This is a genomic window from Enterobacter sp. Tr-810 (assembly GCF_011752765.1).
Lineage (GTDB): Bacteria > Pseudomonadota > Gammaproteobacteria > Enterobacterales > Enterobacteriaceae > Enterobacter > Enterobacter soli.
Genome location: NZ_VWWW01000002.1, coordinates 151,173 through 170,582, shown reverse-complemented (window position 1 = coordinate 170,582; position 19,410 = coordinate 151,173). Strand labels below are relative to the sequence as shown.

Below are 19,410 nucleotides of genomic sequence, written 5' to 3'. Positions count from 1 at the left end.
CATTTGATATGAGCTCAGAAAGCGAAAAAGGATTCAGGGATACACTTTTTCTTTAAATTCGCAGAGGTCTTCAATAATGCAGGAGCCGCAGCGTGGCTTGCGCGCAATGCAGGTATAACGTCCGTGCAGGATCAGCCAGTGGTGACAATCAACCTTAAATTCGGCGGGAACCACTTTGAGCAGTTTCTCTTCAACTTGCTCGACATTTTTGCCGGGGGCGAAGTTAGTGCGGTTTGAAACGCGGAAGATATGGGTATCGACAGCGATGGTTGGCCAGCCAAATGCCGTGTTAAGCACAACGTTGGCGGTTTTCCGGCCAACACCGGGTAATGCCTCAAGCGCTGCGCGATCTTCCGGCACCTCACCACCGTGTTGTTCAAGCAGGATCCGGCAGGTTTTAATGACGTTCTCGGCCTTGCTATTGAACAAACCAATGGTCTTGATGTAGGACTTAACGCCCTCTACACCGAGCTCCAGCATTGCCTGTGGCGTGTTGGCGACCGGGTAGAGCAGGGCAGTGGCTTTGTTGACGCTCACGTCCGTGGCCTGTGCAGAGAGCAGCACGGCAATCAGCAGCTCGAACGGTGAGTTAAAGTTCAGCTCTGTTGTCGGGTGAGGGTTTTCATCCCGCAGCCGGGTCAGGATTGCAATGCGTTTCTCTTTGTTCATGAGGCTTTCTCGGGTATCCCTTCCTGAACGCTGCGCTCAGCGGCACGGCGTTTACGTTTCTCATCAATGAGATATTTTATCGCCAGCATCATTCCAAGGCCAATAAATGCGCCAGGTGGCAGCATGGCCAGCAGGAACGGTGTGTCCGTGTGGAACACTTCGATGCGCAATGCTTTTGCCCAGCCACCCAGCAGCGCGTCCGCGCCATCAAACAGCGTACCGTTCCCCAGAATTTCACGGATGGAACCGAGGACAAACATGGCGCAGGTTGCGCCCATACCGATGGAGAAACCGTCCAGCGCAGACATCGCCGGGCTATTTTTCACCGCAAAGGCTTCAGCACGCCCAACCACAATACAGTTGGTCACGATAAGCGGAATGAAGATCCCGAGCGACTGGTACAGACCAAACGCGTAGGCGTTAATCAGCATCTGCACGATACTCACCACCGAGGCGATGATCATCACGTAAATCGGAATACGGATCTCCGACGGTGTCCAGCGGCGTAGTGCAGAGATGGACAGGTTCGTCAGGGTCAGCACCAGCGTTGTCGCAAGGCCCAGACCGAGTGCGTTGGTAGCGGTCGATGTTACCGCCAGCAGCGGACACATCCCCAGTAATTGCACCAGTGCGGAGTTGTTCTTCCACAGCCCCTGGACAATAACCTCTTTAACCTGGCTCATGATTACTCCTCACAGGCCGGAAGATTGTTGATCTGCGCGGGCAGCGTTTCGGCATACAGCCCGGCACGTTTTACGGCGTTGACCACCGCACGCGGGGTGATGGTGGCGCCGGTAAACTGGTCGAATTCGCCGCCATCTTTCTTCACCGCAAAGGCGGTATCATCTTCACCATGGATCACTTTGCCTGCGAAATGCAAAATCCAGTCGCTTAAGCGCAGCTCAATTTTGTCACCAAGACCGGGTGTTTCGTGGTGCTCTGTCACACGCGTACCCAGAACCGTACCAGAGAAATCAGTGCCGACCAGCAGCTGTATGGCCCCGGAGTAACCGTCTGGCGCGGTGGCTTCCATCACGGCACCCACTGCTTTATCCCCTTTACGAGCGATAAAAATCCGGTGCGAACCTTTCCCTAACGGAGCTGCCTGAACCACAAAACAGCTTTTTTGCAGGTCATTATCGTAGAATTCTGCCGGGATAACCTGGTCGAACAGGGCCTTCTGTTGCTTTGTCGCCTGTTCTTCAATGGTCGTTTTGGTCAGCGCATTCACCAGCGCCGTCAGCCCGGTCAGCACCGCAGCGAAGATGGCCAGCGTGACGCCGTGTTTTTGCATCGTTTTCAGCATAGCAGGCTCCTAGCGGTGGCCGTACACGCGCGGACGCGTGTAGTAGTCGATAAGCGGAACGGTGATGTTGGCGAGCAGAACAGCAAACGCCACGCCATCAGGATAGCCGCCAAAGCTGCGGATAAGCCACACCAGCAGCCCCGCCAGGGCACCGAAGATCAAACGGCCACGGTTGGTGGTCGATGCGGTCACCGGGTCGGTCAGAATGAAGAAGGCACCCAGCATGGTCGCACCCGAGAGCAGGTGCATCTGCGGGCTGGCAAGGGATTCCGGAGAAAATACCCAGCCCAGGGTGGAGCAGATGGCGAGTGTCACCAGGAAACTGACCGGAATATGCCAGCGAATTGCCTTCTGCCACAGCAGGAACACGCCACCCAGCAGATAAGCCAGATTCACCCACTGCCAGCCTGCACCGGCGAGCACGCCGCTGTAGATGGCCGATTTCATGATCTGCTCAACGCTGTGCCCGGCGTGAAGTGAGGTTTTAAAGGTATCCAGCGGAGTCGCCTGGCTGATGCCATCCACACCCATACGTAGTGTGTTCATATCCGCTCCCAGCGCCGTGTGGCCGGTGAAAATAACGTGGAACGCATCCATAAAACCAGGCACGGTTGCAGCAATTTCATGCGGTGGCAGCCAGCTGGTCATCTGCACCGGGAAAGAGATAAGCAACACCACATAGCCGATCATCGCCGGGTTAAACGGGTTATGCCCCAGGCCGCCATAAAGCTGTTTTGCGATAATCACGGCAAACACGGTGCCCAGTACCACCATCCACCACGGAGCGAAGGGCGGGATACTGATGGCCAGCAGCAGGCCGGTCAACAGCGCTGAGTTGTCGCTGAGGATGCGGGTGACATCCATCTTGCGCAATTTCAGAACCAGCGCTTCGGCCGCTAATGCGGTAGCACAACCCAGGACTAACTGGAAAAGGGTTCCCCAGCCGAAAAACCAAAACTGCACGGCGATACCCGGCAGGGCCGCCAGGCAAACCAGCATCATAATGCGCGATGTCTGGCGCTGGTTATGGGTGTAAGGGGAACTTGCGATTCTGAAAACCATTTAATCCTCGTTAACTGCTTGCTGCGCGGCTTTCTTTGCCTGAACGCGCGCAATCGCGGCAGCGACTGCGGCTTTGCGTGGATCGTCATTTGCGGCTTGAGGCTGCTCTTCCTGTTGTGCCGCTTTGCGGGCTTTTGCCCGGGCGATGGCGGCTTCGACAGCCGCCTTACGCGGGTCAACAGGGGCTTCAGGCTCTGCTTGTTGTATATGTTGTTCTGCTTTGCGCGCTTTGGCCCGGGCAATAGCGGCTTCGACAGCGGCTTTGCGCGGGTCAACGGGTGCTTCTGGTGCCACTACAACGTCCTGTTGTTCAGCTTTGCGTGCTTTGGCCCGGGCGATAGCGGCTTCAACAGCGGCTTTGCGCGGATCAACCGGTGCTTCTGGTGCCACTACAACGTCCTGTTGTTCAGCTTTACGCGCTTTGGCCCGGGCAATGGCCGCTTCGACGGCCGCTTTACGCGGGTCGGCTGCTGTTTCCGGCTGTGCATTTTGCGCTTTTTCCGCCTGACGAGCACGGGCTTCTGCCTTACGCGCCTCGCGTGCGGCAATGACTTCACTGTTATCCGGTTTTGCCCCCGCCGGGATCACCACGGGCTGAGTGGCCGAGGCTTTTTTCTCGCGAACGCGCGCCAGAGCGGCGTTAATCGCATCCTGATCTTTCTCTGCAGGCTGCACGGCTGCTTGTTTATGGCGTTCCTGACGCGCCGCTTTCTCGCGCTCAAGACGGGCCTGACGCGCTTCAAAGCGGGCTTTTGCTTCTGCCGCACGTTTCTCTTCCATCGAGATGGCGTAAATTTCGGCCTTCTCCTGGCGGAAATACTGCACCAGCGGAATGTTGCTTGGGCATACCCAGGCACAGGCGCCGCACTCTATGCAGTCGGCGAGATTGTGTGCTGTGGCTTTATCGTGCAGCTGGCCTTTGCTGTACCAGTACAATTGTTGTGGCAAAAGATCCGCCGGGCAAGCGTCAGCACAGGCGCTACAGCGAATACAGCCTTTCTCTTCCTGCTCTTCACCCATCTCTGTGGCAGAAGGAGCGAGTAGACAGTTGGTAATTTTAACGACCGGGACATCCAGCCAGGGCAGGGTAAAGCCCATCAGCGGACCGCCCATGATCACCATCTGTTCACTACCGGCACAAAAACCGGCCTGCTCCAGCAGGTGACGTACCGGTGTGCCTAAACGTGCCCAGACGTTACCCGGGCGAGAAACCGATTCACCGGTCAGGGTGACAACACGCTCAGTCAGCGGCTCGCCGTCAATAACCGCGCGTTTCACTGCATAGGCGGTACCCACGTTTTGCATCAGTACGCCGATGTCGGACGAGCGCCCGCCGTGCGGAACCTGTTTGCCGGTCAAAATCTGCGTCAGCTGTTTTGCGCCGCCGGAAGGATACTTGGTTGGAATAACGCGCAGGCCAATGTCGTGGCTGCCTGCCAGCACCGCACGCAGCATGGAAATCGCCTGCGGTTTGTTATCTTCAATGCCGATCAGCACTTCACGCGGTTGCAGAATGTGGGCGAGGATGCGAATACCTTCCACAACCTGCGCAGCACAATCCTGCATCAGACGGTCATCCGCGGTGATGTAAGGCTCGCATTCCGCAGCGTTGATAATTAAGGTCTGGATTTTGTCGCCGCCGCCGCGCAGTTTGCTTCCCGTCGGGAAGCCCGCGCCGCCAAGACCGGCCACGCCAAACTGATGGATACGTTCAATGAGCGCGTCGCGGCTGCGGGCGGTGTAGTCGCTCCAGCCATCGCGGTCGATCCAGCGGTCTTCGCCATCAGCTTCGATAATGACGCTCAGCTCAGAGAGAGCAGAAGGGTGCGCAACGGTGTGCGGCGCAATCGACACCACTTTACCGGAGGTTGGCGCGTGTACGGGAAGCATACGTCCGCGACCAAAGGTTAGCGGCTGGCCGCGCAGGACAATATCGCCTTCTTTCACACACAGCTCACCCTCAGCGCCAATATGCTGTTTCAGCGGCATAACGTAGCGGGTCGCCAGCGGAATTTGACGCAGCGGGGTGCCGTTAGACTGGGTTTTCATTTCTGGCGGATGAATGCCGCCATCAAAGTCCCAAATCTTCTCTTTTCTGAAAGCAGAAAATAACTTAAGCATGTTGTTCCACAGGAATGATGCGAACCGGAATGGTCTGAAGATCCCACTTCCAGCTATCGGTAGTCGTTTCGACCGGGCGTAACTCGATACATTGCGTCGGGCAAGGCGCGACGCAGAGGTTACAGCCGGTGCACAAATCCGCCACAACGGTGTGCATGGCGCGGGTTGCGCCGACAATGGCGTCGACAGGACACGCCTGAATACATTTGGTGCAGCCAATACAGTTTGCTTCGTCAATAACCGCCAGTGCGCGAACGGGCTCCTGCACATCCGCATCGCCATCAGTGGGCTGTGGATCAACGTTAAGCAACGCGGCGATTTTCAGCATCACCGCTTCGCCACCCGGCGCACAACGGTTGATTTTCTCACCCTGCACACCGACCGCCTCGGCATAAGGGCGGCAGCCAGGATAGCCGCACTGGCCACACTGACTTTGCGGCAAAAGCTCATCAATTTTTTCAACAACCGGATCGTCCTCAACCGCGAAGCGGCGGGAGGCATAGCCCAGAATAAGGCCAAACACTAATCCCAGTACGCTGATAGAAGCGATGGCAATCCAGATAGCATTCATTACAACTTCACCAGACCACTAAAGCCCATAAAGGCCAGAGACATTAAACCTGCGGTCACCAGCGCAATGGCATTTCCGCGAAACGGCGCAGGGATATCCGCTGCCGCCAGGCGCTCACGAATAGAGGCAAACAGCACCATGACCAGAGAGAAACCGACCGCTGCGGAGAAACCGTACAGCGCCGATTGCATGAAATTATGCCCGAGGTTGATGTTCAGCAGCGCCACGCCAAGTACGGCGCAGTTGGTGGTAATCAGCGGCAGGAAGATGCCCAGCAGGCGATAAAGCGCCGGGCTGGTCTTGCGCACGACCATTTCGGTAAATTGCACCACAACCGCGATAACCAGAATAAAAGCCAGCGTACGCAGATAGGTTAAACCCAGCGGGATGAGTATCCAGGTATCAATCCACCAGGCGCAAATAGACGCCAGCGTCATGACGAAGGTGGTCGCCAGCCCCATGCCCATTGCTGTTTCCAGCTTTTTGGATACGCCCATAAATGGGCACAGGCCAAGGAACTTCACCAGTACGAAGTTGTTAACCAGCACAGTTCCGACAAAGAGCAGTAAGTAATCGGTCATTATTCAGCCTGAAATAAAAAAGCCGCCCATTATCTGATAAACCAGAACAGGCGACAACAGGATAACTGTAAGGTTATTACGGGTTCACGAAGGTTTTTTTCACGCGCGATGAGCGTTTGAAATAGGGGACCAACAGTGATGCCGCCAGTAACGGGAACAGCAGCTGACGAACGGCCAGCGCATCAGACACGGGTGAGAAAGCAAAGGCTTTCACCGCCAGCAGCACAGAGATCAGCAGCCAGATAATGTAGTGTTTCGGCACACTCTGACGGCGCTTAAAGAAGGCGATGGTCAGCCACAGTGTGTAATACCACATGCCAATCGCGAAGACGAACGACGCAAACCACAGCGCAATTTTGCCCGTACTCTGAGACATCAGGGTCTGGATCGCATGAGGGGTAATCAGTGCGGTGGTGTAGAGCAGAAGCGCCAGAGATGCGCTTAATAATGCAACCAGCAGCCATGCCAGCGGGGCGATTAACCAGCCTCCGATTTTTTCTCCAGGCGATGCGGTCATGTTCTCTCCCATAAGTCTGCGCGAAACGTTATATAGCCAATTTGCAGGGCGCAGAGTATATAACATTTCGCGCGGATGGCTACTTTCTTATAGTACGTAACGCCATACAGACTTAGGGACTTCGCCAACATTGAACAACCGGCCACCAGAGACGAGCTCTGCACGGCGGTGATCGGCTGCGCGATACATATTGATGATTTCCTGATTATCCGACAGCGTGTAGTTCAGATGGTCAAACAGTTTTTCCAGGCTCTCAAGCGAATTGATCTTGCGAAATTTTAATAAATAGTCCTGAACTGTCATATTAATGAGTTTCCATATAAAAGTGAGTAATACCAGTGAAGGTAATTCGTTCGAATAATAAACGGATTAATAAAGACGTAAACTGCCCACTCAGGTAATGCGACTAAATTAGGAGTTTTCTTTGCTGAATGATTCAGGCATCAGACGATGCCTGGATGAGAAGGTTAACCCTGTTCAACACGGCTGGCAATATGAAACTGACATAATATGTCACTCTTTATTACCGCGTTGAGGTTATTTCGGTTGTGCGACTGTGACAGGCTCCGGCGGCTGGTAGTTATCGATATGGCTGGCAACACCCAGCAGCACGACCGAAACTCCAAGGACAATCCATCCCGCTAATTCAATGATTCGATTAATTATTGACGTCATGATTCGTGTTTGTAATTTATCCATAAATACAGATTGCAAATGTTACAGCGCAACATTCGTCACGGCAAGCGCTTTGGGAACGGTTTCCTTAAAGAAAATCAGCAGGTTAAATCTATGTAACAAAAATAACCGGCACAGGATGCTATTTTAAGTCATATGGCACATTATTAATCTGTTCAGACATCAGAATAGCCAGTGTGAAATAAGAACATCAGCTGAGAGGGTAACAATATGAATGACAACATCCGTGTCGGGCTTATTGGTTATGGGTACGCGAGTAAAACATTTCACGCCCCTCTGATTGCCGGAACTTCAGGAATGGAACTGGCCGCGATTTCAAGCAGCGATGCAGCAAAAGTCCATGCCGACTGGCCATCGGTTCCTGTGGTTTCTGAGCCAAAGCATCTGTTTAACAATCCGGATCTTGATTTGATTGTGATCCCCACGCCAAACGATACCCACTTCCCGCTGGCAAAAGCCGCAATGGAAGCGGGTAAACATGTGGTGGTGGATAAACCCTTTACTGTGACGTTGTCACAAGCAAGAGAGCTGGATGCGCAGGCGAAAAGTGCGGGTCGGTTGCTTTCGGTATTTCATAACCGCCGCTGGGACAGTGATTTTCTCACCGTCAAATCGCTGATAAGCGAAGGCGTGCTCGGCGAAATTGCGTATTTCGAATCGCACTTTGACCGTTTCCGTCCTCAGGTACGTGACCGCTGGCGCGAGCAGGCTGGCCCCGGGAGCGGTATCTGGTACGACTTAGGGCCGCATTTGCTCGATCAGGCAGTGAATCTGTTTGGTTTGCCGGTGAGCCTGACCGTTGACCTGGCACAGCTGCGGCCGGGAGCGCAGACAACAGATTACTTCCACGCGATATTAAGTTATCCGCAACGGCGCATTGTCCTGCACGCCACCATGCTGGCGGCTGCGGAATCTGCGCGTTATATCATCCACGGTACGCGCGGCAGCTACGTGAAGTTTGGTCTAGACCCGCAAGAAGACCGTCTGAAAAATGGTGAGCGTCTGCCGCAGGAAGACTGGGGCTACGATATGCGCGATGGCGTATTCATACGCTTCGAAGGTGAGGAGCAGGTTCAGGAAACCTTACTGACGATGCCCGGCAACTACCCGGCTTATTATGCGGGGATCCGCGATGCGCTAAATGGCACGGGGGAAAATCCGGTTCCGGCAAGCCAGGCCATTCAGATTATGGAGCTGATTGAGCTGGGGATTGAATCTGCCAAACATCGCGCAACGCTTTGTCTGGCATAACGCTAAGGGCCGGGCAGGCACACGCTACCCGGCACATGGCTTAGCCGCGAGCCACTTTATCTTTCAGCGCCTGTTTTTCCGCAGGCGTTAAGAAGGCAATTTCCAGCCCGTTAATCTGCGCCTGGCGGATCTGTTCGCGGCTCAGACCAGCCTGCGGTGCGGCAATGGTATATTCGTGAATAATATCGACACCCTGTACCGCCGGATCATCAGTGTTCAGCGATGCCAGTACGCCGTGCTCCAGGAAGGTTTTCAGCGGATGCTGCGCAAGCGTTGGCACGGTGCTGGTCTGGATGTTGGAGGTCAGGCAGGATTCAATCCCGATGCGCTGTTCGGCAAGGAAATCCATCAGAGCGCGATCTTCAACGGCTTTAACGCCGTGACCAATACGCTCAGCGCCCAGCTCGCGGATAGCCTGCCAGATGCTTTCCGGACCAGCAGCTTCCCCCGCATGGACGGTAATGTGCCAGCCAGCATCACGTGCGCGGTTGAAGTGGGAGAGGAACAGGCTGCCCGGGAAGCCCAGTTCATCGCCCGCCAGGTCAATGGCGGTGATTTGATCCCGGTGCGCGAGCAGCGCTTCCAGCTCCTGCAAACAGGCCGCTTCACCGAACGTACGGCTCATAATACCAATCAGGCGGGCCTGGACGTCGAATGCCTTGCAGCCTTCACGCACGCCTGCAATTACCGCTTCAACCACGCCAGCCACTGGCAGGTTGTGGGTCATCGCCATATAGCCAGGTGAAAAACGCAGTTCGACGTAGTGCAGGCCGTTACGCGCAGCATCTTCAATGTTTTCGAAAGCAACACGGCGGCAGGCATCCAGGGAGGCCAGCATCTTCACACCCCAGTCGAGCTTGCTCAGGAAACTGACCAGATCCGGTTCATTCGACGTGACCTGAACATGCGGGATCAAGGTTTCAAGTGTTTGAGCAGGAAGAGTTAAATTGAACTGGCGGCCAAGATCGAGAATGGTTTGGGCACGAATGTTACCGTCAAGGTGACGATGAATATCAGTTAAAGGAAGGCTTGTATCAATCATGGTCGCACTCTTTTCTGGTTAAAGTGCGCCATATTATAAAAACAAAACGAGGCAAAAAGCTATTTGCGCAATGGAATATTCCGTTGCGCAAATCAATTAGCGCAGCGTGTTAATCCCGGCGATGAGCCGCTGAACCCCTTGCTCAAGCTTGCTGCGCGGGCATCCGGCGTTAAGGCGCACAAAACCGTTGCCCTCTTCGCCGTAGGTATATCCCGGCATGATGGCAACTTTTTGCTGCTCAATCAGGACTTTTTGCAGTGCTTTGTCATCAATCCCCAGAGGGCTGAGATCTATCCAGGCAAGATAAGTCGCCTGAGGCGGCTGCCAGTTCAGATTCGGAAAAGCACTGTTCAATTCACGCGCAACATAGTGCAGGTTTTCTTCCATATAACGGCGTAAAGCATCCAGCCAGGGGGCTCCTTGCTCATAAGCCGCAATGTGCGCGGTCAGCGCCAGCACGGAAGGGGAAGAGAGCCCATCGCGGCCTTTCAGCGCGCTCAGGTAGGCATTACGGCTATCATTATCGCCAATCAAACCGTATGCACCGGTAAGCGCCGGAATGTTAAAGCTCTTGGATCCAGAGGTCAGCAGCGCCCATTTCCCGAGTGCAACTTCGTTCCACGGGGTATGGCGGTGCTCACCCCACACCATATCCATATGGATTTCATCGCTGATGACCGCCACGTCATATCGCGCGCACAGTTCTGCCATTATGTGCAGTTCTTCCCGCGTCCATACTTTACCCGTTGGGTTCTGCGGGCTGCACAGCAGCAGGATTTTGTTTTCCGGCCTGGCGAGAGCGGCTTCCAGTGCTGCCATATTGCCCTGCCAGCCTGCGGCATCTTTCTCCATCGCCACGGGCACCACGGTGCGCTGATTGCCGTTGATGGCATTGTAAAAGGCATCATAGGCCGGAGTATGTACCACAACGCCGTCGCCCGCGTCTGACCAGATACGAATTAGCTCCGACACCATGTAAATGACCGATGGGCCATAAACAATGGACTCAGTATCAATGCGGCTGTTAAAACGCTGCTGGAACCAGTGTGCTACGGCGGCAAGAAACTCATCGTTTTTCCAGCGGCTGTAGCCGAATACACCGTGGCTGATGCGTTGATGTAATGCCTCGGTTATGCAGGGCGCGGTGGCAAAATCCATATCCGAAATGGTAAACGGCAGCAGGTCGGCGGCGCCGAAACGGTCGGCAACATAATCCCACTGGGTGCACCAGGTGCCGTGTCTGTCTACAACGGTAGAAAAATCAAACATCGCGTTGGTCCTTAAAGTAAAACCCCCTCACGAAGAGGGGGTGAGGCATCAGGCTTCTACTGTTCGCATCAGGGTCGCCAGCTCATCTTTGACTGACTGCACCTGCGGGCCGATGACAACCTGCAAATTATGCTGATTTAACTGTACCACACCGATGGCGCGGTTGGCTTTCAGGGCATTGGTATCGACCTTCGACATATCGTTAACCGACAGACGCAGGCGGGTAATACAGTTATCCAGTGAGGTAATGTTATCCGCACCGCCCAGCGCCGCCAGAATAGCAGGGGTGTTATAGCCGGATTTGCCCACCGTACCGGCAACGGCTTGTTCAATGCTGGTGGCAGTATCCGCATCGCGACCCGGAGTTTTCAGGTTAAAGCGGGTGATGGCAAAGCGGAAGATCCCGTAGTACACCGCGAACCAGATAGCCGCCACTACCGGCACCAGATACCATTTGGTCGACAGGCCGTGCAGGATGCCAAACACTACGAAGTCGATCACGTTGCCGTCGGTGTTACCGATAGTCACGCCCAGCACCGCCATAACGGTAAAGCCCAGACCGGTCAGCACCGCGTGGATGAGATACAGCACCGGCGCAACAAACAGGAACAGGAATTCGATTGGCTCGGTTGTGCCACCCACCACGCAGGCAATCACGCCGGAAATCAGCAGGCCTTTAATTTTATGACGGTTTTCTGGGCGTGCGCAGTGGTACATTGCCAGCGCCGCACCTGGCAGGCCGCCGAGGAAGGCTGGCATTTTGCCCTGCGACAGGAAGCGGGTTGCGCTCTCAGAGAAGCCGTGAGTGGTCGGGCAGCTCAGCTGCGCCTGGAAGATGGTCAATGCACCGCTGACATCGTGACCACACACATCCATGGTACCGCCTGCTTCGGTAAAGCGGATCAGCGCCACGAGGATATGCTGAAGACCAAACGGCAGCAGCAGACGCTCACCCGTACCGAAGATCATCGGACCAAAATCACCGGCACCGTTAATGATGCGCCCGACCCCGTTAATGCCCAGCGCAAAGACTGGCCAAATCAGAGGAATGATCAGACCAAACAGGCCCATCACCACCAGGGTAATGATCGGGACAAAGCGCGTGCCGCCGAAGAACGCCAGCGCATCCGGCAGGCGGATATTGTGGAAGCGTTCGTGCAGCATCCAGATAATGACGCCCGCGATCACCGCACCCAAAATACCGGTGTCGATAGACTGAATACCAATGACGCTCTGAATGTTGTTCGCTTTCAGTACGGCGGCATCGGTTGTTGGCAGGATGCCTTTTGCCGTCAGCCAGAAGTTTACGGCGAGGTTCATCACCGCGTAGCCGACAAACCCGGCGAAGGCGGCAACGCCTTTATTTTCGCGCGCCAGCCCCAGCGGGATAGCGATACAGAACATCACCGGCAGGAAGCTAAATGCAAAGGAGCCGACCTTACTCATCCAGATGAAGATCGCCTGCAACACAGGGTTGCCGAGGAACGGGATCAGCGTAATAACATCATTACTGCTCAGTGAGCTGCCGATCCCCAGCATGATCCCGCAGAAGGAGAGGAGTGCCACGGGCAGCATAAAGGTTTTACCCAGTTGCTGGAAAAATTCCCACAGCGATATTTTTTGTGCTGCTTTCGCCGTCATAAAACGACTCCTTTATTGTTAAAATAAGTTTATCTGCTTCAATGCTGCGAGAAGATAAAACGTTTTATCAAACTTTAGTGCGCGCTAAATCACATTCTCAGGCTTTGGCAGAGAGTATAAAGATAACGTATTGATAAAACGTTTTACCGATCTCATTATCAGGGAGTCACGCCAACACATGGCTGTAGCGAAAAAAATCACCATCAACGATGTCGCACTGGCGGCTGGCGTGTCTGTCAGCACCGTTTCGCTGGTTCTGAGCGGAAAAGGGCGCATCTCTTCCGCCACGGGTCAGCGAGTTAACGAGGCTGTCGAGCAGCTGGGTTTTGTGCGTAATCGCCAGGCATCGGCGCTTCGCGGCGGACAAAGCGGTGTGATTGGTTTGATTGTGCGCGATCTGACCTCACCGTTTTACGCCGAACTGACCGCCGGGCTGACTGAAGCGCTGGAAGCGCAGGGGCGGATGGTATTTTTGCTGCACGGCGGGCGCGAGGCCGACCAGCTTCTTCAGCGGCTGGATATGCTGCTGACGCAGGGTGTTGATGGTGTGATTATCGCCGGGGCTTCCGGTGTCGGCAGTGAACTGTGCGAGCGGGCCGCCGCAAAAGGCGTACCTCTGGTGTTTGCATCACGCGCCAGTTACCTTGACGAAGCCGATACGCTGCGGCCCGACAATATGCAGGCCGCACAAATGCTGACCGAACATCTTATTCGTCGCGGCCATCAGCGCATCGCCTGGCTGGGCGGGAAAAGCTCCTCCCTGACGCGGGCTGAACGGGTGGGGGGATATTGTGCCACGCTGATTAAATATGGGCTGCCGTTCCACAGTGAATGGGTGGTGGAGTGCGAATCCAGCCAGAAACAGGCCGCCGAAGTGATTGGGGCCATGCTGCGCCGTAACCCAACGATTAGCGCCGTAATTTGCTACAACGACACCATCGCGATGGGGGCATGGTTTGGCCTTATCCGTGCGGGGCGTCAGAGCGGTGAAGGAGGCGTTGAAACCTTCTTTGGCCAGCAGGTAGCGTTAGGGGCCTTTGCTGATGTCGGCGAAAATGCCCTGGACGACCTGCCTATTGTCTGGGCAACCACACCCGCACGCGAGATGGGGCACACGCTGGCTGACCGAATCATGCAGCGAATCGACAACACCGAGGTACAGGCCGGGCATCAGATTGTGGCAGCACGTCTGGTGCCGGTGAAGTAGCCTTCAGCCCGGTTTACGTTTGCTGTTCGTAGGCCGGGTAAGGCGCAGCCGCCACCCGGCAATAAAGTGTGATCCGGATCAACCGTGTGCGCATCAAAACGAGGCATATTCTCCACCTCATTTTTTCACCAGGCTTGCCCATGCGGATCCTCACGACTCTTCTGGCATTAACCTTTATCCCGCTTGTTTCTTACGCCTCCAGCGATATCGACGTTGGATTTTCTCCTGAAGGCGGGGCGCAGGCGCTTGTACTTAAAACCATCAATAAGGCGAAGAAGTCGATTCGTATGATGGCGTTCTCTTTTAGCGCGCCTGATGTGATGACCGCGCTGGTGGACGCGCAAAAGCGCGGGGTGGATGTGCGGGTGGTGATTGATGAAGAGGGAAACACCGGTGCCAAAAGCCTGGCGGCCATGCGTTATATCACTCAAAACGGCGTAAAGCTGCGCACGGATAATCACTACCGCATTCAGCATGACAAAACGATCGTTGTTGATGGGGACACGGTTGAAACCGGCTCGTTTAACTTCGCGAAATCAGCCGAATATCTGAATTCCGAGAATGTCATTGTTATCCACCATGCGCCTGAACTGGCGCAGAAGTACCTGGCACACTGGGAAAATCGCTGGCAGCAGGGCGTTGATTTCCAGCCATAAAAAAGCCCCTTGGGAGGGGCTTTTTCGATTACTGCTGCGGTGCTGCTGGCGCTGCCGGATCGGCTGGTTCCGCCGGTTCTGGCATTCCCAACGCAGGCATCCCGAACATTCCGACAAAATCTTCCAGTGGCATTTTATCGCCGTTGAGTGTCACCTGGCCGTTTGCATATTGCAGGCTGGTTGAAATGGTGTTGTCTTCCAGTTTGGTGATGCGGAACATTTGGCCCATCGCCGCCAGGCCTTTCACCTGCTGGTTCGCCAGCTTACTGGCATCCTCATCACCATAACCTTCGAGCTTCGCGACCTGGGTCATCAGCTCGGTGGCCATATCCATCGGAATCGTCAGCTTGCTGTCGAGCGATTTCACGGTGCGGTCCACTTCCTGGGCCAGCGTCTGTGGCTCACCTGTGGCGGTGGACGGATCTTTCAGGAACAGCGATAGGTTAAAGCTGGTTTCACCTTTGCTGTTTTTCCAGCTCAGCGGCGCAACGGTAATCACCGGATCGCCTTTCAGCAGAATCGGCAGATTGTTGAACAGCACGGCCATCGCCTGCTGCTGATAAACTTCAGGGTTTTGTTTCAGTGCGGCATCCGTCAACAGCGCCTGGCTCTCTTTGCTGTATTTCTGGCTGAACTCGTGCCATGCGGCACCGTCAATGTTGCCAATTTTCAGCGACAGTTTACCGGTACCCAGATCCTGATTTTGTACCTTCAGGCTTTTCAGGTTGTAATCCAGTTGGGTATTGATGCTCTTACCGTCTTTGGATACATCGGTTTTGCCGTTCAGGTCCATACCTTCCAGCACGCCCATCTCTTTACCTTCAACCGCGATGGCAAGCTTTTCCAGGCTGATTTTCTGGTCGCCAATGCGCTCGTCAAAGCTGGTCATGCGGCTGTTGCCGTCGGCTTTCAGGTTGTTGAACGTGAGCTGAACCTTCTGGTCGTACTCGTTAACCGCATTCACCAGGCCACTCTGTGCTTCACCGGTCAGGGTGAAGACGTTGCCGTCACGATCGGCGTCCAGCTGGAAATGGCCGCCGCTGAAGGCCACTTTCTCGTTACCGTTTTCGTAGTTCAGCGCTTTCAGCACAATATTTGAGCTGGTGTCTCCGGCATAACCGATGCGGGTATCTATCTCAAATGGTGAGGTATTTTTCGCAATATCGAACAGCGGTTTTGTGATGTCGTTATTCACCAGAACGGTTTTTACCGACGCCATCGACGGGATCAGATTGAAAGAGGCCAGCTGTGCCAGCGGGAGGGGACCGTGGCTCACGACTTCGTCCAGTACCACGCTTTGGCCGGGTTTCAGCCACGCGGTGTCATTACCTGCCACCGGCTTGACGACCAGCTGCATATGGCTGGTAAACACGCCGCGCTGATAGTTTTGATAACTCAGTTCCACGCCAGCTTCTGGCGCGCTACGTTTGATTTCGCCATTGGCCTGCGCCACCATCTCAGCCAGACGACCTTCCAGCTGTTTTCCGGTGAACCAGGATGCCCCTGTCCAGACCACGCCTAATGCAACAATAACCCCAACCGCTACGACCGATTTTTTCATTGCGACTATCCCTAAAATGAAACCAGGCGGTAAAAACCGCCCGGTGATATAAAGTCTTCAACTAGCTTAGCAAGAGTTGTTAAAAAATTCAGTAAGTGCTTATAGCTTATTGAAAACTCGCGCCAGTCGACCAGTGCCGCTTACGCTAATCGGTGATTCACTGGCGGCGATAAACGCTGACTCACCCGGCTTCAGCACCAGGCGCTGCGTGTCTTTACGCAGAACGGCTTCACCTTCCACGCAGAACAGAATCGCGGCGCTCTCCTGGGCGATGGCGGTTTCAGCCTGGCTCAGGTCATGCAGAGAGAACGCAAAATCGTCCACCGGGATAGGGAAGTCCAGTTCCGCACCTTGTTTCACCGGCTGCGTCAGCAGCTCTGCCGCAGGTTTAGCGACGAACTTCACGTTAGCTACCAGTTCCGGGATATCAATGTACTTCGGCGTTAGGCCAGCGCGCAGCACGTTATCGGAGTTTGCCATCACTTCCAGTGCCACACCTTGCAGGTAGGCGTGTGGGGTTTCAGCAAACAGGAACATCGCTTCGCCTGGATTCAGCTTCACTACGTTCAGCAGCAGCGGGGAGAACAGACCGCTGTCATCCGGGTAAAACTCTGCGATCACGCGAATGGTGTCCCACGGCTCACCCTGCTGGCTATTCAGTGTGGCTTTCAGTACCGCGATCGCGTGCGCTTTTTCTTCGCCCTGCATGTTAAGCAGGCTGGCAAACAGCTGGCTCAACCCTTCAGCGTCCGGATTTTGCAGGAAGTGGGCGATGGCTTTATTCGCCCCTGCGACCGGTTGCAGCAGAGAAATAATCTCTGAGAATTCGCGGAATGCGTTCATTGCCAGGAACGGAGTCAATGCAAAAACCAGCTCAGGCTTGTGGTTAGGATCTTTGTAGTTACGCTCTGCGGCATCCAGTGGAATACCCGCGGCGTTCTCTTTCGCAAAGCCAATTTCAGAGGCTTTCTTGTTCGGGTGAACCTGAATGGAAAGCGGCTGGTCGGCACACAGCACTTTAAACAGGAACGGCAATTCGCCAAAACGGCTGGCAACCTTGCTACCCAGCAACGCCGCTTTATCGGCGTCGATCACGTCACGCAGGGAACGTGTCTGACCGCTGGCGTCTTCAATTTTTGAGCTGCTCTTCGGGTGAGCGCCCATCCACAGCTCTGCCATCGGCAGGTTGTTAGGGTTCGCGATACCGTAGAGATCCGTTAACGCAGTTTTACTTCCCCAGGCGTAGTTTTGCACTGAGTTGATGAGTTTTTGCATTATCAAGCCCTGATTCAAAAGGTGGAATTAACTCCGGGTATTAAAGCAATAAACCGTGTGGAAGTAACCTTCGGATGTAAAAAGTCGTACTAGTCTCAGTTTTTGTTAAAAAATTGTGTAGGATAGGCTAACTCGCTTTTAAGCGGGCAGCGGAACGCCTGCCCAAATAATCAGACCGAAGCAGTAAGTGAGAGAACAATGTCGAACAAACCCTTCCATTATCAAGATCCTTTTCCCCTCAGTAAGGATCAGACCGAATATTACCTGTTAACCCGCGATCATGTTTCTGTCTCTGAATTCGAAGGACAGGAGATCCTTAAAGTGGATCCGCAGGCGCTGACCTTACTGGCGCAACACGCGTTTCATGACGCCTCTTTTATGCTCCGTCCGGCGCATCAGCAGCAGGTTGCCGATATCCTGAGCGACCCGCAGGCCAGCGAAAACGACAAGTACGTGGCACTGCAATTCCTGCGTAACTCCGATATCGCCGCCAAAGGCATTCTGCCGACCTGCCAGGACACCGGCACGGCCATTATCACCGGTAAAAAAGGCCAGCGTGTCTGGACCGGCGGTGGTGACGAAGCGGCGCTGGCGCACGGCGTGTATAACACCTATATCGAAGACAACCTGCGTTATTCGCAAAACGCGGCGCTGGATATGTACAAAGAGGTCAATACCGGCACTAACCTGCCTGCGCAGATCGATCTCTACAGCGTGGACGGCGACGAGTACAAATTCCTGTGCATCGCCAAAGGTGGCGGTTCTGCCAACAAAACCTACCTCTATCAGGAAACGAAAGCGCTGCTCTCGCCGGGCAAGCTGAAAAATTACCTGGTGGAGAAAATGCGTACGCTGGGTACTGCGGCATGTCCGCCGTATCACATTGCGTTTGTGATTGGCGGGACGTCTGCCGAAAGCACGCTGAAAACCGTGAAGCTCGCCTCGACCAAATACTACGACGGCCTGCCAACGGAAGGTAACGAACACGGCCAGGCGTTCCGCGATGTGCAGCTTGAGCAGGAACTGTTGCAGGAAGCACAACATCTGGGGCTGGGCGCGCAGTTTGGCGGTAAATACTTCGCCCACGATATCCGCGTGATCCGCCTGCCGCGTCACGGTGCATCCTGTCCGGTAGGGATGGGGGTTTCCTGTTCTGCGGATCGCAACATTAAAGCGAAGATCAACCGCGACGGTATCTGGATCGAAAAACTGGAAAACAACCCGGGCAAATATATCCCGGAAGAGCTGCGTAAAGCTGGCGAGGGTGAAGCGGTACACGTTGACCTGAATCGCCCGATGAGTGAGATCCTGGCGCAGCTTTCGCAGTATCCGGTTTCGACCCGTCTGTCACTGAACGGCACCATTATTGTTGGACGTGACATCGCCCATGCGAAACTGAAAGAGCGCCTGGACAATGGCGAAGGTCTGCCGCAGTACGTTAAAGATCACCCGATTTACTACGCAGGCCCGGCCAAAACACCTGAAGGTTATGCTTCCGGCTCGTTAGGCCCAACCACCGCAGGCCGTATGGATTCCTACGTTGACCAGTTACAGGCCAACGGCGGCAGCATGATCATGCTGGCGAAAGGTAACCGCAGCCAGCAGGTGACGGATGCCTGCCACAAACACGGCGGCTTCTACCTGGGCAGTATCGGCGGCCCGGCAGCGGTACTGGCGCAGGGCAGCATCAAGAGCCTGGAGTGCGTGGAGTACCCGGAACTGGGTATGGAAGCTATCTGGAAAATTGAAGTTGAAGATTTCCCGGCATTCATTCTGGTGGATGACAAAGGCAATGACTTCTTCAAACAGATCCAGTCTTCCCAGTGTTCGGCCTGTGTGAAGTAGTCTGAAGAAAATGCCGGGTGGCGGCTGCGCCTTACCCGGCCTACGAATCTGATAGGTCGGGTAAGCGTTAGCGCCACCCGGCACATTAAAGAGCGCACAAAGCGCCATACAGTAATTCAGAAGCCATCAATACTTATCTC

The 19,410-nt window shown here is 54.7% G+C and carries 19 protein-coding genes; 4 read left to right on the top strand and 15 right to left on the bottom strand.

The window, feature by feature from the left end; genetic code table 11:
- Positions 1–33: 33 nt before the first annotated feature.
- The 10 genes from nth to blr all read right to left on the bottom strand — a co-directional run bounded on the left by nth (position 34) and on the right by blr (position 7,490).
- Complete coding sequence (gene nth / locus F3J30_RS07315) at positions 34–669, bottom strand: endonuclease III (protein WP_014069985.1); 636 nt, start codon at positions 667–669, stop codon at positions 34–36.
- Complete coding sequence (locus tag F3J30_RS07310; protein WP_166716823.1) at positions 666–1,352, bottom strand: electron transport complex subunit E; 687 nt, start codon at positions 1,350–1,352, stop codon at positions 666–668. Before F3J30_RS07310 ends, nth begins: the two co-directional genes overlap by 4 nt.
- A 2-nt stretch (positions 1,353–1,354) precedes the next feature.
- Positions 1,355–1,975: an electron transport complex subunit RsxG gene (gene rsxG / locus F3J30_RS07305; protein WP_166716822.1), complete on the bottom strand. Its 621-nt coding sequence runs from the start codon at positions 1,973–1,975 to the stop codon at positions 1,355–1,357.
- 9 nt (positions 1,976–1,984) lie between these two features.
- Positions 1,985–3,037: an electron transport complex subunit RsxD gene (gene rsxD, locus F3J30_RS07300; RefSeq protein ID WP_166716821.1), complete on the bottom strand. Its 1,053-nt coding sequence runs from the start codon at positions 3,035–3,037 to the stop codon at positions 1,985–1,987.
- Positions 3,038–5,158 carry an electron transport complex subunit RsxC gene (gene rsxC, locus F3J30_RS07295; RefSeq protein ID WP_166716820.1) on the bottom strand — a complete coding sequence of 707 codons (2,121 nt, stop codon included), beginning with the start codon at positions 5,156–5,158 and terminating at the stop codon, positions 3,038–3,040.
- A complete protein-coding gene (gene rsxB, locus F3J30_RS07290) occupies positions 5,151–5,729 on the bottom strand; it encodes an electron transport complex subunit RsxB (RefSeq protein ID WP_166716819.1) in 579 nt (192 codons plus the stop codon). Before rsxB ends, rsxC begins: the two co-directional genes overlap by 8 nt.
- Positions 5,729–6,310 carry an electron transport complex subunit RsxA gene (rsxA, locus tag F3J30_RS07285; protein WP_008500564.1) on the bottom strand — a complete coding sequence of 194 codons (582 nt, stop codon included), beginning with the start codon at positions 6,308–6,310 and terminating at the stop codon, positions 5,729–5,731. The genes rsxB and rsxA overlap by 1 nt, the downstream gene beginning before the upstream one ends.
- Positions 6,311–6,386: 76 nt before the next feature.
- A complete protein-coding gene (locus F3J30_RS07280) occupies positions 6,387–6,827 on the bottom strand; it encodes a DUF2569 domain-containing protein (RefSeq protein ID WP_014069991.1) in 441 nt (146 codons plus the stop codon).
- 87 nt (positions 6,828–6,914) lie between these two features.
- Positions 6,915–7,130 carry a transcription modulator YdgT gene (gene ydgT / locus F3J30_RS07275; RefSeq protein WP_006174966.1) on the bottom strand — a complete coding sequence of 72 codons (216 nt, stop codon included), beginning with the start codon at positions 7,128–7,130 and terminating at the stop codon, positions 6,915–6,917.
- Between the two features lie 234 nt (positions 7,131–7,364).
- Positions 7,365–7,490 carry a division septum protein Blr gene (gene blr / locus F3J30_RS07270; RefSeq protein WP_168162139.1) on the bottom strand — a complete coding sequence of 42 codons (126 nt, stop codon included), beginning with the start codon at positions 7,488–7,490 and terminating at the stop codon, positions 7,365–7,367.
- A 243-nt stretch (positions 7,491–7,733) separates the two neighbouring features.
- Between blr and F3J30_RS07265 the strand changes: the two genes are divergently transcribed.
- Positions 7,734–8,774 carry an oxidoreductase gene (locus F3J30_RS07265; protein ID WP_166716818.1) on the top strand — a complete coding sequence of 347 codons (1,041 nt, stop codon included), beginning with the start codon at positions 7,734–7,736 and terminating at the stop codon, positions 8,772–8,774.
- A gap of 40 nt (positions 8,775–8,814) precedes the next feature.
- On the opposite strand, the gene add is transcribed toward F3J30_RS07265, so the two are convergent.
- The 3 genes from add to malX form a co-directional block, all read right to left on the bottom strand.
- The gene (gene add / locus F3J30_RS07260) at positions 8,815–9,816 is read right to left on the bottom strand and encodes an adenosine deaminase (protein WP_014069994.1); all 1,002 of its coding nucleotides are present in this window, start codon (positions 9,814–9,816) and stop codon (positions 8,815–8,817) included.
- A gap of 96 nt (positions 9,817–9,912) precedes the next feature.
- A complete protein-coding gene (locus F3J30_RS07255; RefSeq protein WP_166716817.1) occupies positions 9,913–11,085 on the bottom strand; it encodes a MalY/PatB family protein in 1,173 nt (390 codons plus the stop codon).
- A gap of 48 nt (positions 11,086–11,133) precedes the next feature.
- A complete protein-coding gene (gene malX, locus F3J30_RS07250; protein WP_166716816.1) occupies positions 11,134–12,726 on the bottom strand; it encodes a maltose/glucose-specific PTS transporter subunit IIBC in 1,593 nt (530 codons plus the stop codon).
- Between the two features lie 178 nt (positions 12,727–12,904).
- Between malX and F3J30_RS07245 the strand changes: the two genes are divergently transcribed.
- Together F3J30_RS07245 and F3J30_RS07240 are read left to right on the top strand one after the other, a co-directional pair.
- Positions 12,905–13,933 (top strand): Mal regulon transcriptional regulator MalI, encoded by a 1,029-nt coding sequence (locus tag F3J30_RS07245; RefSeq protein WP_014069997.1) that lies wholly within the window; start codon positions 12,905–12,907, stop codon positions 13,931–13,933.
- 140 nt (positions 13,934–14,073) lie between these two features.
- Positions 14,074–14,589 carry a phospholipase D family protein gene (locus tag F3J30_RS07240; protein ID WP_166716815.1) on the top strand — a complete coding sequence of 172 codons (516 nt, stop codon included), beginning with the start codon at positions 14,074–14,076 and terminating at the stop codon, positions 14,587–14,589.
- A 28-nt stretch (positions 14,590–14,617) separates the two neighbouring features.
- Here the strand turns inward: F3J30_RS07240 and F3J30_RS07235 are convergent, their stop codons facing one another.
- Both F3J30_RS07235 and manA read right to left on the bottom strand, forming a co-directional pair.
- Entirely contained in the window at positions 14,618–16,150 is a 1,533-nt protein-coding gene (locus F3J30_RS07235; protein WP_166716814.1) for a YdgA family protein, read from the bottom strand.
- Positions 16,151–16,249: 99 nt separating this feature from the next.
- Positions 16,250–17,425 (bottom strand): mannose-6-phosphate isomerase, encoded by a 1,176-nt coding sequence (gene manA, locus F3J30_RS07230; protein WP_166716813.1) that lies wholly within the window; start codon positions 17,423–17,425, stop codon positions 16,250–16,252.
- Positions 17,426–17,623: 198 nt separating this feature from the next.
- Here manA and fumA point away from each other — a divergent pair, with 198 nt between their 5' ends.
- Positions 17,624–19,270, top strand: a complete 1,647-nt coding sequence (fumA, locus tag F3J30_RS07225) for a class I fumarate hydratase FumA (RefSeq protein WP_166716812.1) — start codon at positions 17,624–17,626, stop codon at positions 19,268–19,270.
- Positions 19,271–19,410: the final 140 nt, after the last annotated feature.